The following is a 14,647-nucleotide window of genomic DNA, read 5'->3' as shown; positions in this document are numbered from 1 at the left end:
TCGTGGCATCCCGAGAACGGGTGTCGCACCTGCCCTACCGACCGAAGGCGGGGGAGATCCCCACCAACCCGGGCGTGTATCGATTCCGGGATGCCGAGGGTCGGGTGCTGTACGTCGGCAAGGCGAAGAACCTCCGGGCGCGCCTGTCGAACTACTTTGCTCCGCTGCACTCCCTGCACGAGCGCACCCGGCGTATGGTGACGACCGCGGCGAGCGTCGAATGGACGGTCGTGCCGAGCGACGTCGACTCGCTGCAGCTGGAGTACATGTGGATCAAGGAGTTCGATCCGCCGTTCAACGTCCGCTACAAGGACGACAAGTCCTACCCCTACATGGCGATCACCCTCGCTGACGAAGCCCCGCGCGTGATCGTCACGCGCAACCACAAGATCCGCGGGGCGAAGTACTTCGGGCCGTACCCGAAGGTGTGGGCGGTGCACGACACGATCGACCTGATGATCAAGGTGTTCCCGATCCGCACGTGCAGCGACTCCTCCTACAAGAAGGCGATGCAGTCGGGTCGACCGTGCTTCCCCGGACAGATCGGCCGCTGCGGCGGACCCTGCTCGATGAAAGTGACGATCGAGGAGCACCGCGCCATCGTGAACGACTTCGTCGCGTTCATGTCGGGTGGTGATCAGCGCTTCGCGAAGCAGCTGACCGCCCGCATGAAGGAAGCCTCGGCGGCGATGGACTACGAGTCGGCCGCGCTGTATCGCGATCGCCTGCAGGCGATCGAGGCAGTTCTGGGCAAGAGCGCCCTCGTCCTGGCACCCGACACGGATGCCGACCTGTTCGGCATCGCCGAGGACGAGCTCGCCGCGACGGTGCAGCACTTCGTCGTCCGTGGCGGACGCGTGCGCGGTGTCCGCGCGACGACGATCGAGAAGGAGATCGACATCGCCGGGGCCGACCTCGTCGACCAGGTCCTCCAGCGCACCTACGGAGACGCGGATGCCGCGGACATCCCCCGTCAGGTGCTGGTACCGGAGCTGCCCGACGACGCCGAGCAGCTCGAGGCCTGGCTCCGCGAGCGACGTGGCCGCCCCGTCACCCTGCAGGTCGCCCAGCGGGGGCGCAAGGCCGACCTCCTGAAGACCGCGACGCTGAACGCCCAGCAGGCGCTCATGCTGCACAAGACGCGGCGGACCAGCGATTACGTGGCCCGCTCGCAGGCCCTCACGGACCTGCAGGAAGCCCTCGGGCTCACCGAGGCGCCGCTGCGCATCGAGTGCTTCGACGTCTCGCACCTCTCGGGGACCAACGTCGTGGCATCCATGGTCGTGTTCGAAGACGGCCTGCCACGGAAAGACCAGTACCGGTCCTTCGGGGTCGCCGAGACGACGGATGACACCGACTCGATGTATCAGGTGCTCACGCGACGCCTGGCGTACCTCGACCGTCCCGACGAGGAAGAACCCGAGACGATCGGCGGTGCGATCGTCGCCGCGCCCGACTCGGCCGAGGCCACGGCGGACGGGGAGGTCGTGACGGCGCGCAAGCGTCCGCGCTTCGCCTACCGTCCTCAGCTGCTCGTCGTCGACGGCGGACAACCGCAGGTCACGGCGGCCGCTCGCGCGCTGGCCGATGCGGGGCACGAGGAGATCGCGCTGTGCGGCATCGCGAAGCGCCTCGAGGAGGTGTGGCTGCCGGGGGAGGAGTACCCGGTGATCCTGCCACGGACGTCCGAGGCGCTGTACCTGCTCCAGCGCCTGCGCGATGAGGCGCACCGCTTCGCGATCGTGCACCAGCGTAAGCGCCGGAAGCGCGACATCACCAGCGTGCTGGCCGAAGTGCCCGGGCTCGGGGACACCCGCATCAAGGCCCTGCTGCGTCACTTCGGCTCGGTGACGGCGTTGAAGAACGCCACGCCCGACGAGATCACCGCGCTTCCCGGCATCGGCCCGGCTCTCGCCGAGGCGATCCACACGCATCTGGCTCGGTAGGCTGAGAAGGACGACGGGAGGCGACCGCCATGGAACCGGGCCGCGACGAACCAGGGGACGTGCTCATCGTCACGGGCATGTCGGGGGCCGGTCGGTCCACGGTGGCGAACGCCCTGGAAGACCTCGACTGGTACGTGGTCGACAATCTGCCGCCGCAGATGCTCCGCCCTCTCCTCGAACTGGCGGAGCTGGCCGGCGGGGCCGTACCGCGGGTCGCGGTGGTGGTCGACGTCCGGGGGCGAACGCTCTTCAGCGACCTGCCGGAGGCCCTCCGGGCGCTGCAGGCGGGCCGTCAGGTCCGTCTGGTGTTCCTCGATGCGTCGGATGCCGTCCTCGTGCGGCGTTTCGAAGCCGTACGCCGGCCGCACCCGCTGCAGGGGGAGGGCACGATCCTCGACGGGATCCGACGCGAGCGCGAGCGTCTTGCCCCCATCCGCGAGGCGGCGGACATCGTCATCGACACCTCGATGTTCAACGTGCACCAGCTGTCGCTCCGGGCCGTTCAGCTGTTCGGCGAGGAGGGCGCGGCGCGGCACACGGTGACGCTCATGAGCTTCGGGTTCAAGTACGGGCTGCCCCCCGACGTCGACCTGGTGGCGGACATGCGCTTCCTCCCGAACCCCTTCTGGAACGAGGATCTGCGGCCGCTGACGGGGGAGGACCCCGCCGTGCGCGAGAACGTCTTGAGCCAGGAGGGCGCGGCCGAGTTCCTCGACGCGTACGCCGCGGCGCTCCGTCCGGTCCTCGAGGGATACCAGCGCGAGAACAAGCGTCACTCGGTCGTGGCGATCGGATGCACGGGGGGCAAGCACCGCTCGGTGGTCATGTCCCGAGAGCTCGCCGAGCGTTTGGAGGAGATCCCGGGGGTGGCCGTTCGCGTGGCTCACCGCGACCTCGGCCGCGAGTAGGCTGTACCCTCGTCCCCCGCCTCCCACCCCCCGAACTGAGGAGTACCGTGCCGCTGACCGCCGACGTGAAGGCCGAGCTCATCACCGTACGCGACCCGCGCCCCACGGCGCGTGTCGCGGAGCTCACAGCCATCCTGCGCTTCTCCGGCGGCCTGCACTCGATCGCCAACCGCGTCGCGGTCGAGGCCGAACTCGACTCCGACGTCCTCGCGCGCCGCGTCGCCCGCGACCTCGTCGAGCTGTACGGCGTCCGCCCCGAACTGCACCACGTGCAGGGCTCCGGCGGACGCACCGGGGGGTACTACGCGGTGCGTGTCATCGAGGCAGGCGAGACCCTCGCTCGCCAGACCGGCCTCCTCGACCAGCGCCGTCGTCCGGTGCGCGGTCTCCCCAACAAGCTCACCACCGGGTCGCGCCCCGACCTCAGCGCGATCTGGCGCGGCGCGTTCCTCGCGAGCGGGTCGCTGAGCGACCCCGGTCGCTCGGCCGCCCTCGAGATCTCCTGCCCGTCGTCCGAGGCGGCGATGGCCCTGGTCGGCGCCGGTCACCGCATCGGCATCCCCGCGAAGGCGCGCGAGGTGCGCGGGGTGCCGCGCGTCGTCGTCCGCGACGGTGAGGCCATCCGCGGCGCCCTCTACGAGATGGGTGCCCGTCGCACCGCGGGGGAGTGGGACCAGATGCGCCAGCGCCGCGAGGTGCGCGCGGGCGTGAACCGTCTCGTCAACTTCGACGACGCGAACCTCCGCCGCTCGGCTCAGGCGGCCGTCGCGGCCTGCGCGCGCGTCGAGCGTGCCCTGGAGATCCTCGGCGACGAGGTCCCGGAGCACCTGCAGCAGGCGGGCGAGCTCCGACTCGCGCACCGCGACGCGAGCCTCGACGAGCTCGGGCACCACGCGGACCCGCCCCTGACGAAGGACGCCGTCGCGGGCCGCATCCGCCGCCTCCTGGCGATGGCCGACAAGAAGGCCGAGGCCGAGGGCATCCCCGGCACCGAGGCCGCGGTGCCGGTCGGCATCGAGGGCTGAGATTCCCGGATGCCGAGGCCCTCGGCATCCGTCTCCCGAGAGCGCGACGCGCCCGGGCGACCTATCTTCCGTCATGTGGGGAAGCAACCCCGTGGGTGCGGCGTTACCCGTCAGTAGGATGAAAACGTCACCCTCGCTGCACGTCGTTTCTTGCGTTGAGGCCTCGGTGCAGCGACCGATCCGGAAGTAGAGACCATGGCGAAGTACACACTGCCCGAACTCCCTTACGACTACGCCGCGCTGGAGCCGCACATCAGTGCGACCATCATGGAGCTGCACCACAGCAAGCACCACCAGACGTACGTGAACGGCGCGAACACGACCCTCGACCTGCTCGCCGAAGCGCGTGAGAAGGGCGACTTCGCCAACATCAACCGCCTGCAGAAGGACCTCGCGTTCAACCTCGGCGGTCACACGAACCACTCGATCTTCTGGACGAACCTCTCGCCCAACGGCGGCGACAAGCCCACCGGCGACCTCGAGGCCGCGATCGACGACCAGTTCGGCTCGTTCGACGCCTTCCGCGCTCAGTTCACGGCCGCCGCGCTCGGTGTCCAGGGCTCGGGCTGGGCGGGTCTGTTCTGGGACTCGATCGGCCAGAACCTGCTCATCCAGCAGTTCTTCGACCAGCAGGGCCAGATCGTCGCCGGCACCGTGCCGCTGCTGCTTCTCGACGTCTGGGAGCACGCCTACTACCTCGACTACAAGAACGTCCGCGCCGACTACGTGAAGGCGTTCTGGAACATCGCCAACTGGGCCGACGCCCAGGAGCGCTTCGCCGCTGCCCGAGAGAAGACCACGGGTCTGCTGGTACTGTCGTAAACGGTGCGGCGTCCCGGTGGGACACCTCACCGGGACGCCGTTGTCCGCCAGCGAACACCGCAATCACGCGCTTCTCGCGCACAACTGATTCAGGAGATATTCCGTGACCGTCAAGATCGGAATCAACGGCTTCGGCCGTATCGGACGCAACTACCTCCGCGCGGCTCTCGCGCAGGGTGCCGACCTCGAAATCGTGGCGGTGAACGACCTCACCGACAACAAGACCCTGGCCCACCTCCTCAAGTACGACTCCGTCGGCGGCGTGCTCGCCGAGGACGTCTCGTACACCGAAGACTCGATCACGGTCGGCGACAAGACCATCAAGGTCTTCGAAGAGCGCGACCCGGCGAACCTCCCCTGGGGCGAGCTCGGCGTCGACATCGTCATCGAGTCGACCGGCCGCTTCACGAAGGCGGAAGACGCCAAGAAGCACGTCGCCGGCGGCGCGAAGAAGGTCCTCATCTCGGCTCCGGCCACGGGTGACGACGCCACGATCGTCATGGGTGTGAACGAAGAGACGTACAACCCCGAGACGGACGTCATCATCTCGAACGCCTCGTGCACCACGAACTGCCTCGCCCCGCTGGCGAAGGTCTTCAACGACGCCTTCGGCATCGAGCGCGGCTTCATGATGACCGCTCACGCCTACACGGCTGACCAGAACCTCCAGGACGGCCCGCACAGCGACCTCCGTCGTGCGCGCGGCGCGGCGATCAACATCGTCCCCGCCTCCACGGGCGCCGCCAAGGCCATCGGCCTGGTCCTCCCCGAGCTGAACGGCAAGCTCAGCGGCTCGTCGTACCGCGTTCCGGTCCCCACCGGCTCGATCGTCGACCTCACGATCGTCACGCCCACCGAGGGCCTGACCGTCGACCAGGTCAACGCCGTGTACAAGCAGGCTGCGGCCGAGGGCCGTCTCAACGGCATCCTGCAGTACACCGAGGACCCGATCGTCTCGAGCGACATCCAGGGCAACCCGCACTCGTCGATCTTCGACGCCGAGCTGACCAACGTCAGCGGCAACCTCGTCAAGGTCTCGTCGTGGTACGACAACGAGTGGGGCTACTCGAACCGCCTCGTCGACCTCACCGAGTACGTCGCCGAGCGCCTGTAACCCTTCATGGCTCTGCGCACCCTCGATTCGCTGGGGTCGCTCGCCGGCACGCGCGTCATCGTCCGTTGTGACCTGAACGTTCCTCTCAAGGACGGCGTCATCACGGACGATGGCCGCGCGCGCGCGTCGCTGCCGACTCTCAACGCACTGATCAACGCCGGCGCGCGTGTGGTCGTGTGCTCGCACCTGGGCCGCCCCGACGGCGCGCCCGACCCGAAGTACTCCCTCGAGCCGGTCGCGCAGCGCCTGTCCGAGCTTCTCGGCCAGCCCGTCGCGTTCGCGCGCGACACGGTCGGCGAGTCGGCTCAGGATGCCGTGGCCGCCCTCGAGAACGGTGAGGTCGCCGTCATCGAGAACCTCCGCTTCAACGCGGGGGAGACCTCGAAGGACGAGGCCGAGCGTCAGGCCTTCGCACGAGAGCTCGCCCGTCTCGGCGACGCGCTCGTGTCGGATGGCTTCGGTGTCGTGCACCGTAAGCAGGCGAGCGTCTACGACCTCGCCCAGATCGTGCCGTCGGCCGCGGGGCTCCTCATCCAGAAGGAGCTCGAGGTCCTCGACCGCTTGACCGAGAACCCGGAGCGTCCCTACACGGTCGTCCTCGGTGGCTCGAAGGTCAGCGACAAGCTCGGGGTCATCGAGCACCTGCTGCCGCGCGTCGACAAGCTCCTCGTCGGTGGCGGCATGATGTTCACCTTCCTCGTCGCCGAGGGCCACAAGGTCGGTTCGAGCCTGCTCGAGCAGGACCAGATCGACACGGTGAAGGGCTACCTCGCCACGGCGAAAGAGCGCGGCGTCGAGATCGTGCTTCCTGTGGATGCCGTCGTGGCGGCGTCGTTCTCGGCCGACGCCGAGCACGTGGTCGCGGATGCGGACGCTCTCGAGGACACCGCCTTCGGTTCCGCGGGTCTCGGGCTGGACATCGGCCCCCGCACCGCGGAGATCTTCGCGAACGCGATCCGCGCCTCGCGGACGGTCTTCTGGAACGGCCCGATGGGTGTGTTCGAGATGAAGGCGTTCGAGGCGGGGACGAAGACCGTGGCGCAGGCGCTCACCGAGGTCGACGGCCTCAGTGTCGTCGGCGGCGGCGACTCCGCGGCGGCCGTGCGTCAGCTCGGCTTCGCGGACGACCAGTTCGGTCACATCTCCACGGGTGGCGGCGCCAGCCTGGAGTTCCTCGAAGGCAAGAAGCTCCCCGGACTGGAGGTCCTCGGATGGGTGTGACCAGAACCCCCCTCATCGCCGGCAACTGGAAGATGAACCTCGACCACCTGCAGGCGGTCGCGTTCGTCCAGAAGCTGCACTGGACGTTGAAGGAAGCGAAGCACGAGAACGGCAGTGTCGAGGTCGCGGTCTTCCCGCCGTTCACCGACCTGCGCACCGTTCAGACGCTCCTCGACGCGGACAAGATCGAGTTCGCGCTCGGCGGCCAGGACCTGTCCGCCCACGACTCCGGTGCGTACACCGGCGAGATCTCGGGGCAGTTCCTCGCGAAGCTCAACGCGCGCTACGTGATCATCGGTCACTCCGAGCGTCGCCAGTTCCACAACGAGACCGACGAGGTCGTCGCGGCGAAGACCCAGGCGGCCCTGCGCCATGGTCTCGTCCCGGTGATCTGCGTCGGCGAGACCTCGGAAGACCTCGAGAAGTTCGGCGCCAGCGCCGTGCCCGTGGGTCAGCTCGAGGTCGCCCTCGAGGGTGTGGCATCCGCGGCTGAGATCGTCGTCGCTTACGAGCCGGTCTGGGCGATCGGTTCCGGGCAGGCGGCGACCCCCGAGCAGGCTCAGGAGGTCTGCGCGAAGCTTCGCGCGGTCGTCGCCGAGAAGCTCGGCGCCGACGCAGCCGCGCGCACGCGCGTCCTGTACGGCGGTTCGGTCAAGGCCAACAACATCGCCGCGTTCATGCGCGAGCCCGATGTGGACGGTGCCCTGGTGGGTGGCGCGAGCCTCGTCGTCGACGAGTTCGCCGCGATCATCCGCTACCAGAAGCACGTCGGGGTCTGACCCCGAACCGGATGCCCGCGGCGCTTCGTCGCGGGCATCCGTGTGCCCGCCCCGCCTCCCCGTATACTTGACGCTTGTGCGGTCTACCGATCGCTGTGAAAGGCTTTCGACAGTGCAGATTCTCGAGTTCGTCCTGCAGGTGCTCCTGGGTGTCACCAGCCTCCTGCTGACCCTCCTCATCCTGCTTCACAAGGGGCGCGGCGGTGGCCTGTCCGACATGTTCGGCGGCGGCATGAGCTCCGCGCTCGGTTCGTCGGGTCTGGCGGAGCGCAACCTCAACCGATTCACGATCGTGCTCGCGTTGGTGTGGTTCGTCACCATCGTCGGTCTCGGTCTGCTGACCAAGTTCGCGGAGATCTGACATGGCTACTGGCGGCAACGCGATTCGCGGCTCCCGGGTGGGCGCCGGCCCGATGGGCGAGCAGGACCACGGCTTCCACGCCGATCGCGTCGCGGTGTCGTACTGGGACGCCCTCGGCAACGAGACGGTCCGCTACTTCGCCGCCGGGATTCCCGACGACGAGATCCCCGAGACGATCGACTCTCCGCACTCCGGCCTCCCCGCCGGTCGCGACAAGAACAACCCGCCGGCTCTCGCCAAGTCCGAGCCGTACAAGACGCACCTCGCGTACGTGAAAGAGCGCCGCACCGACGAAGAGGCGGCCTCGCTCCTCGACGACGCCCTCCAGCAGCTGCGCGAGCGCCGCGGACAGTAACGTCAGCCCGCCCTACGCGGAAGCAGGGAAGAGACCGGATGCCACTGGCATCCGGTCTCTTCCCTGCTTCATGCCTGACTCGGGTCAGTACTCGCGGTCGATGAGCTGCGGGGGAACCTGGTCGGCGGCCGACTCGTCGACGAAGAACGCCGTGCGGCGGCGCCCCTTGGCTCCCGCGGCGGGCACGCTCTGATAGCTCGCGCCGGCGAGGGCGAGTCCGAGGGCAGCGGCCTTGTCGGCTCCCGCGATGACCATCCACACGCGCTTCGACGAGTTGATGACCGGTCGTGTCAGGGAGACGCGGTCGCTCGGCGGCTTGGGGGAGTCGCGCACGGGTACCGTCGCTCGATCGGTCACCGAGATCTCGGGGCGATCGGGGAAGAGCGAGGCGATGTGCGCGTCGGGACCGACACCCAGGAAGCAGATGTCGAACGACGGCCACGGGCCGGTCTCGCTGCGGTCCGACGGTGCGAACTGCGCGAGCTCGTCCGCGTAGGCGATGGCGGCGGCATCCAGGTCGAGCCCCTCGTCGGAGGACGCCACGGCGTGGATGTTGGCGGACGGGATCTCGAGGCCGTCGAGAAGAGCCTCGCGCGCCTGCTTCTCGTTGCGATCGTCGGAGTCCCGCGGGACGAACCGCTCGTCGCCGAACCAGAAGTGCACGAGCGACCAGTCGATCTCGGCCAGGCGCGGGTCGCGGGCGGCGGTGCGAAGCACGGCACCGCCCATCGTTCCTCCGGTCAGGCAGATGTGCATCCGCTTGCCCTCGGCCACGCGCTTGACGATGCGATTGACGAAGCGCGTCGCGACGTAGTCGGCGAGAGCCTCGGGATCGCGCTTGATGATGACGCGCTTGGACGCCCCGTTCTCACTCACGCGTCGCTCCGCTCGTCGGCGGTGCGCAATAGGTGCGCGCACTCGGTGATGACCCGCCCGTAGAGCACATCGGGATCAAGACGACGCAGCTCTTCGGCGAGGCATTCGCGAAGGGTACGTCGGGGGAACGCGAGGTCGTGCGTGGGCTGACCCGGTTGCGACAGCACGGCGACCGCGGGCTCCGGACGTTCCAGGAGCGTGTCACCGCTCGCCCGGGTCAGGCGCACCGACTTGATGCCGGTGGCCCACTCCTCGGACGAGAGGTAGGTGTAATCCACGGGGGCCTCGAGCTTCAGGCCGAGCCACGCCGCCAGGAGGGCGGTCGACGGGGAGTCGGCCGCGCCCTTGACCTCGATCGCGGTCACCGGCTCGTAGGGCGGCTGGTCGAGGACCGCCGCGAGCTGCTCGCGCCAGCGCGTGAGACGCGTCCACGCGAAGTCGGTGTCACCCGGGGCGTAGTGCTCGCCGAGGCGGGCGACCCAGGCCGCGGGGTCCTCCTGCGAGGACGCATCGGTGATGCGGCGTTGAGCGATCCGCCCGATCGCCGACTTCGACGGGTTCACGGGCGCATCGGCGGGCCACCAGGCGACGACCGGCGCGTCCGGCAGCAGCAGACCCGTCACCAGGCTCTCGGCGTTCGATCCCGCGGCCCCGTGGGCGCGCAGCACCACGACCTCGCTCGCGCCGGCGTCACCGCCGACGCGGATCTGCGCGTCGAGGCGCGGATCCTCGTCCTCGTCGCCGAACAGCACGGCGATGACGCGCATGGGGTGCTCTCGCGAGGCATCGTTCGCGGCCTCGATGACCTCCTCCTCGGCACCGTGGTGGGTGACGATGATGAGCGTCAGCACGCGACCGAGGGCGACGGCGCCGCCCTCTTCGCGGACGCTGACGAGCTTCTTCGAGATCGCGCTGACGGTGGTGTCGGGCAGGTCGATGATCACGGGCGCCTCCAGGTGCGGCCGTCGCGGGCGAGGAGCTCGTCGGCGGATGCCGGGCCCCACGATCCGGGCGAGTACTGTTCGAGCGGGCCTCCCTCGGCGGCCCAGAACTCCTCGATCGGGTCGAGGATCTTCCAGCTGAGCTCGACCTCCTCGTGACGGGGGAAGAGGGGCGGGTCGCCGAGCAGCACGTCCAGGATGAGCCGCTCGTAGGCCTCGGGGCTCGCCTCGGTGAACGCGTGACCGTAGCCGAAGTCCATCGTCACATCGCGGACCTGCGTACCGTCGCCGGGGACCTTCGAGCCGAAGCGGATCGTGACACCCTCGTCGGGCTGCACGCGGATGACGAGCGCGTTCTGTCCCAGCTCCTGCGTCTGGCTCTGCGAGAACAGCTGCTGCGGCGCGCGCTTGAAGACGACGGCCACCTCGGTGACGCGGCGGCCCAGACGCTTTCCGCTGCGGACGTAGAACGGCACGCCCGACCAGCGGCGCGTGTTGATCTCGAGCTTGATCGCCGCGTAGGTCTCGGTGACCGACTCGGGGTTCATGCCGTCTTCCTCGAGGAAGCCGAGCACCTGCTCGCCGCCCTGCCACCCGCCCGCATACTGTCCGCGCGCGGTCGCCTCGGCGAGGTTCTCGGGCACTCGGACGGCGGCGAGAACCTTCTCCTTCTCGGCACGCAGATCCGCGGCGTTGAAGCTGATGGGCTCTTCCATCGCCGTGAGGGCGAGAAGCTGCAGGAGGTGGTTCTGGATGACGTCGCGCGCCGCGCCGATCCCGTCGTAGTAGCCGGCTCGCCCGCCCACGCCGATGTCTTCGGCCATGGTGATCTGGACGTGGTCCACGTAGTTGCGGTTCCAGATCGGCTCGTACAACTCGTTGGCGAAGCGCAGCGCCAAGATGTTCTGCACCGTCTCTTTGCCGAGGTAGTGGTCGATGCGGAAGATCGAGTCGGCGGGGAAGGCGCTTTCCACGACCTCGTTGAGCTCGCGCGCGGACGCGAGGTCGTGGCCGAAGGGCTTTTCGATGACGACGCGACGCCAGCCGGCGGTGTCGTCCGCGGTCTCGCCGACGAGGCCGGACGCCTTCAGCTGCGTCGTGACGAGCGGGAAGGCCTTCGGCGGGATGGACAGGTAGTACGCGTGGTTGCCCATCGTGCCGCGTTCGACATCGAGACGATCGACTGTTTCGCGCAGGCGCTGGAACGCCGCGGGGTCGTCGAACTCTCCCTGGACGAAGCGGATGCCCTCGAGGAGCTCTTTCCACGTCTCTTCGCGGAACTCCGTGCGGGCGTACTGCTTGACCGACTCGTACACGACCTTGGCGAAGTCCTGGTCCTCCCAGTCGCGGCGCGCGAAGCCCACGAGCGCGAAGCCCGGGGGCAGCAGACCGCGATTGGCCAGGTCGTAGACCGCCGGCATGAGCTTCTTGCGAGACAGGTCTCCGGTCACGCCGAAGATGACGAGGGCGCTGGGGCCGGCGATGCGGCTCAGACGGCGATCCTCAGGATCGCGCAGGGGGTTGTGACCCGGTGTGATCTCTACGACCATGCTCTACTGTGCCGCCTCGAAGAGTGAGAGGACGTCGACCTGCGGGTCGGTCAGCGTCAGCGTGACGACCGGACGGCCGTGACCGTCCGCCAGCACGCTCGCGTCTCCCGCGGCCTGCGCCTGGATGAGTTGACCGAACGTGAACGGGCGACCGGGGATCTCGAGGTCGACGTCGGTGCGTTCGGTGATCTGGAGGAACACGCCCGTCGCCGGGCCTCCCTTGTGGAACTGCCCGGTGGAGTGCAGGAACCGCGGACCCCATCCGAAGGTGGTGGGGCGTCCCGCGTCCGCCGCGACGAGCTCGCGCAGTCCCGGGAGTTGGGGAACGTCCAGTCGGTTCACGTACGCCTGGATGCTGACGTAGCCGTCGGCCGGAACCGTGGCCCACAGTGCCTCGAGGACACCGGCGACGGTTCCACTGGCGGCCAGAGCGGGGTCGGAGACACGCACCTCGACCCCATCGACGACGAACGCCGGCGGGGTGGGCTCGGGGCGCGCATCCAGAAGCCCGCGCGTGGCGACCTTCGCGGACTCGACGTCGGGCTGGTCGAACGGGTCGATGCCCAGCATTCGTCCGGCGATCGCCGTCGCGTACTCCCAGACCACGAACTGCGCGCCGAGGGACCCGCTGACGAGGATCTCGCCGTGGTGGTGCTCGAAGAGGTGCAGCTTGTGGGCGTCGTCCACGAACCGGGCGACCTGCAGGTCGTCGGGGACGGATTCGACCTCGGGCGAGACGGGAAGCAGGACGACCGGGAGGATGCCGGTTCCCTGCTTGCCGGTGGATTCGGCGATGAGCTGCTCGATCCAGTCCGGGAGGCCCGGAAGGTGAGCATCGTCCATCACGAGTCCGAGCTTGTCGCGGCGGTGCTCGCCGCCGCCCGCGATCGCCGCAGCGAGCACGAGCGCCGGGTTCTCGGGGGAGTCGATCGCGACCTCGAGGAGGGTGGCATCCGCCTCGTTCAGGAGGTCGTCGATGTCGACGCCGGCGAGACCGGCCGGGACCAGACCGAAGGCCGTGAGTGCCGAGTAACGACCGCCCACGGTGGGGTCGGCGGTGAAGACGCGGTACCCATCGGCGCGCGCGGCCTGCTCGAGCGGGGAACCGGGGTCGGTGACCACGATGATGCGCTCGGTGGGATCGATGCCGAGGTCGCGGTAGGCGGCCTCGAACGCGCGCTTGGCGGAGTCGGTCTCGATCGTGGAGCCCGACTTGCTCGAGACCACGAGGAGCGTCTGGGCGAGCCCGCCGGCTTCGGCGTCGCCGTCGATCGCGGCCAGCACCTGGCCGGGGGCCGTGGAGTCGAGGATCACCAGCGGGACGCCCGCGGACTGGGCGATGACCTCGGGGGCGAGCGAGGAACCGCCCATGCCGGCGAGCACGACGCGGGTCACGCCCTGCGCGACGAACTCGTCGCGCAGGGCGGTGATCTCGGGCACGAGCGGGCGCGAGACGGAGACCGCCTGCACCCACCCGAGCCGACGAGACGCCTCGTCTTCGGCGGCCGGGCCCCACAGGCTCGCGTCTCCGGCGGTGATACCGGATGCCACGAGCGAGCCGACCAGACCGGGCAGCTCGGCGTCGACGACCGACTTGACGTGGCCGGTGACCTTGACCTCGAACGTCACTGTGCGGCCTGGGCGCTTCCGGCGTCGAGAGCGGTCTTCACGGTGTCCTGCAGTTCGTGCCAGGAGGCGATGAACTTCTCGACGCCCTCGTCCTCGAGCGTCTGCGTCGCGTCGGCGACGTCGACGCCCGCGGCGGCCAGACGGTCGAAGACCTCGTGCGCCTCGGCGTAGGCACCGGTGACGGTGTCGCCGGTGATGACGCCGTGGTCGAAGGTCGCCTCGAGCGTCTTCTCCGGCATGGTGTTGACGGTGCCGGGAGCGACGAGCTCGGTGACGTAGAGCGTGTCGGGCAGCGCCGGGTCCTTGACCCCCGTCGAGGCCCACAGCGGGCGCTGCACGGTGGCTCCGGCGTCGAGGAGGGCCGTGGCACGGGGCTCGGCGAACTTCTGCTCGTAGAGCTCGTAGGCGAGGCGGGCGTTGGCGATGCCGGCCTTGCCTTTGAGCGCGGCGGCCTCGTCGGTGCCGAGAGCGGCGAGACGCTTGTCGATCTCGGTGTCGACGCGCGACACGAAGAAGGACGCGACCGACTGGAGCGTCGAGATGTCGTGGCCGGCGGCCTGTGCCTTCTCGACACCCGTGAGGTAGGCGTCGATGACCTCGGCGTACCGCTCGAGGCTGAAGATCAACGTGACGTTCACCGAGATGCCCGCGCCGATGACCTCGGTGATGGCCGGTAGGCCCGCCTTGGTCGCGGGGATCTTGATGAGGACGTTCTTGCGGTCGACGCGAGCCGAGAGGTCCTTCGCCTGGGCGATGGTGCCTTCGGTGTCGTGGGCCAGGTCGGGGGAGACCTCGATCGACACGCGACCGTCGACGCCGTTCGTGGCGTCGAAGACGGGCAGGAAGATGTCGCACGCGTCGCGCACGTCGTCGGTGGTGATCGAGAAGATCGCCTCGTCGACGCCGGCATCCTGAGCCGCCAGCTCCTTCACCTGGCCCTCGTAGGCCTCGCCCTTCGACAGCGCGCCGGCGAAGATCGTCGGGTTGGTGGTCACGCCGACGACGTTGCGGGACTCGATGAGCTCCGCGAGGTTGCCGGACTGGATGCGCTGGCGGGAGAGGTCGTCGAGCCAGATGCTGACGCCCGCGGCGGACAGGTCTTCGGTGGGAGTGCTCATGT

General features: G+C 69.0%; 14 protein-coding genes. 9 read left to right on the top strand and 5 right to left on the bottom strand.

What is annotated here, in order from left to right; genetic code table 11:
* The first annotated feature begins 2 nt into the window (after positions 1 to 2).
* From uvrC to MTES_RS18150, 9 genes are all read left to right on the top strand, one after another.
* Positions 3 to 1,946, top strand: a complete 1,944-nt coding sequence (gene uvrC / locus MTES_RS18190; RefSeq protein ID WP_013586751.1) for an excinuclease ABC subunit UvrC — start codon at positions 3 to 5, stop codon at positions 1,944 to 1,946.
* Between the two features lie 29 nt (positions 1,947 to 1,975).
* Complete coding sequence (rapZ, locus tag MTES_RS18185) at positions 1,976 to 2,854, top strand: RNase adapter RapZ (RefSeq protein WP_013586750.1); 879 nt, start codon at positions 1,976 to 1,978, stop codon at positions 2,852 to 2,854.
* Positions 2,855 to 2,901: 47 nt separating this feature from the next.
* Positions 2,902 to 3,879, top strand: coding sequence for a DNA-binding protein WhiA (gene whiA / locus MTES_RS18180; protein WP_013586749.1), 978 nt, complete (start codon positions 2,902 to 2,904; stop codon positions 3,877 to 3,879).
* A gap of 195 nt (positions 3,880 to 4,074) precedes the next feature.
* A complete protein-coding gene (locus tag MTES_RS18175) occupies positions 4,075 to 4,701 on the top strand; it encodes a superoxide dismutase (protein WP_013586748.1) in 627 nt (208 codons plus the stop codon).
* Between the two features lie 103 nt (positions 4,702 to 4,804).
* Entirely contained in the window at positions 4,805 to 5,815 is a 1,011-nt protein-coding gene (gene gap / locus MTES_RS18170) for a type I glyceraldehyde-3-phosphate dehydrogenase (RefSeq protein ID WP_013586747.1), read from the top strand.
* A 6-nt stretch (positions 5,816 to 5,821) separates the two neighbouring features.
* The gene (locus MTES_RS18165; protein ID WP_013586746.1) at positions 5,822 to 7,036 is read left to right on the top strand and encodes a phosphoglycerate kinase; all 1,215 of its coding nucleotides are present in this window, start codon (positions 5,822 to 5,824) and stop codon (positions 7,034 to 7,036) included.
* Positions 7,027 to 7,815, top strand: a complete 789-nt coding sequence (gene tpiA, locus MTES_RS18160; RefSeq protein ID WP_013586745.1) for a triose-phosphate isomerase — start codon at positions 7,027 to 7,029, stop codon at positions 7,813 to 7,815. The genes MTES_RS18165 and tpiA overlap by 10 nt, the downstream gene beginning before the upstream one ends.
* 112 nt (positions 7,816 to 7,927) lie before the next feature.
* Complete coding sequence (gene secG / locus MTES_RS18155; RefSeq protein ID WP_013586744.1) at positions 7,928 to 8,176, top strand: preprotein translocase subunit SecG; 249 nt, start codon at positions 7,928 to 7,930, stop codon at positions 8,174 to 8,176.
* A gap of 1 nt (position 8,177) precedes the next feature.
* A complete protein-coding gene (locus tag MTES_RS18150) occupies positions 8,178 to 8,531 on the top strand; it encodes an RNA polymerase-binding protein RbpA (protein WP_013586743.1) in 354 nt (117 codons plus the stop codon).
* 84 nt (positions 8,532 to 8,615) lie between these two features.
* Here the strand turns inward: MTES_RS18150 and pgl are convergent, their stop codons facing one another.
* The 5 genes from pgl to tal are packed head-to-tail and all read right to left on the bottom strand — an operon-like array spanning position 8,616 to position 14,645.
* Positions 8,616 to 9,407 (bottom strand): 6-phosphogluconolactonase, encoded by a 792-nt coding sequence (gene pgl, locus MTES_RS18145; RefSeq protein WP_013586742.1) that lies wholly within the window; start codon positions 9,405 to 9,407, stop codon positions 8,616 to 8,618.
* Positions 9,404 to 10,351, bottom strand: coding sequence for a glucose-6-phosphate dehydrogenase assembly protein OpcA (locus MTES_RS18140; protein ID WP_013586741.1), 948 nt, complete (start codon positions 10,349 to 10,351; stop codon positions 9,404 to 9,406). The genes pgl and MTES_RS18140 overlap by 4 nt, the downstream gene beginning before the upstream one ends.
* The gene (gene zwf / locus MTES_RS18135) at positions 10,348 to 11,898 is read right to left on the bottom strand and encodes a glucose-6-phosphate dehydrogenase (RefSeq protein WP_013586740.1); all 1,551 of its coding nucleotides are present in this window, start codon (positions 11,896 to 11,898) and stop codon (positions 10,348 to 10,350) included. The genes MTES_RS18140 and zwf overlap by 4 nt, the downstream gene beginning before the upstream one ends.
* Before the next feature lie 3 nt (positions 11,899 to 11,901).
* Positions 11,902 to 13,527: a glucose-6-phosphate isomerase gene (locus MTES_RS18130; RefSeq protein ID WP_013586739.1), complete on the bottom strand. Its 1,626-nt coding sequence runs from the start codon at positions 13,525 to 13,527 to the stop codon at positions 11,902 to 11,904.
* Positions 13,524 to 14,645, bottom strand: coding sequence for a transaldolase (tal, locus tag MTES_RS18125; protein ID WP_013586738.1), 1,122 nt, complete (start codon positions 14,643 to 14,645; stop codon positions 13,524 to 13,526). Before tal ends, MTES_RS18130 begins: the two co-directional genes overlap by 4 nt.
* Positions 14,646 to 14,647: the final 2 nt, after the last annotated feature.

The organism is Microbacterium testaceum StLB037 (assembly GCF_000202635.1).
In the GTDB taxonomy this organism is placed as follows: domain Bacteria; phylum Actinomycetota; class Actinomycetes; order Actinomycetales; family Microbacteriaceae; genus Microbacterium; species Microbacterium testaceum_F.
The sequence above is the reverse complement of the archived record's forward strand: the minus strand, read 5'-3'. Positions and strand labels throughout refer to the sequence as shown.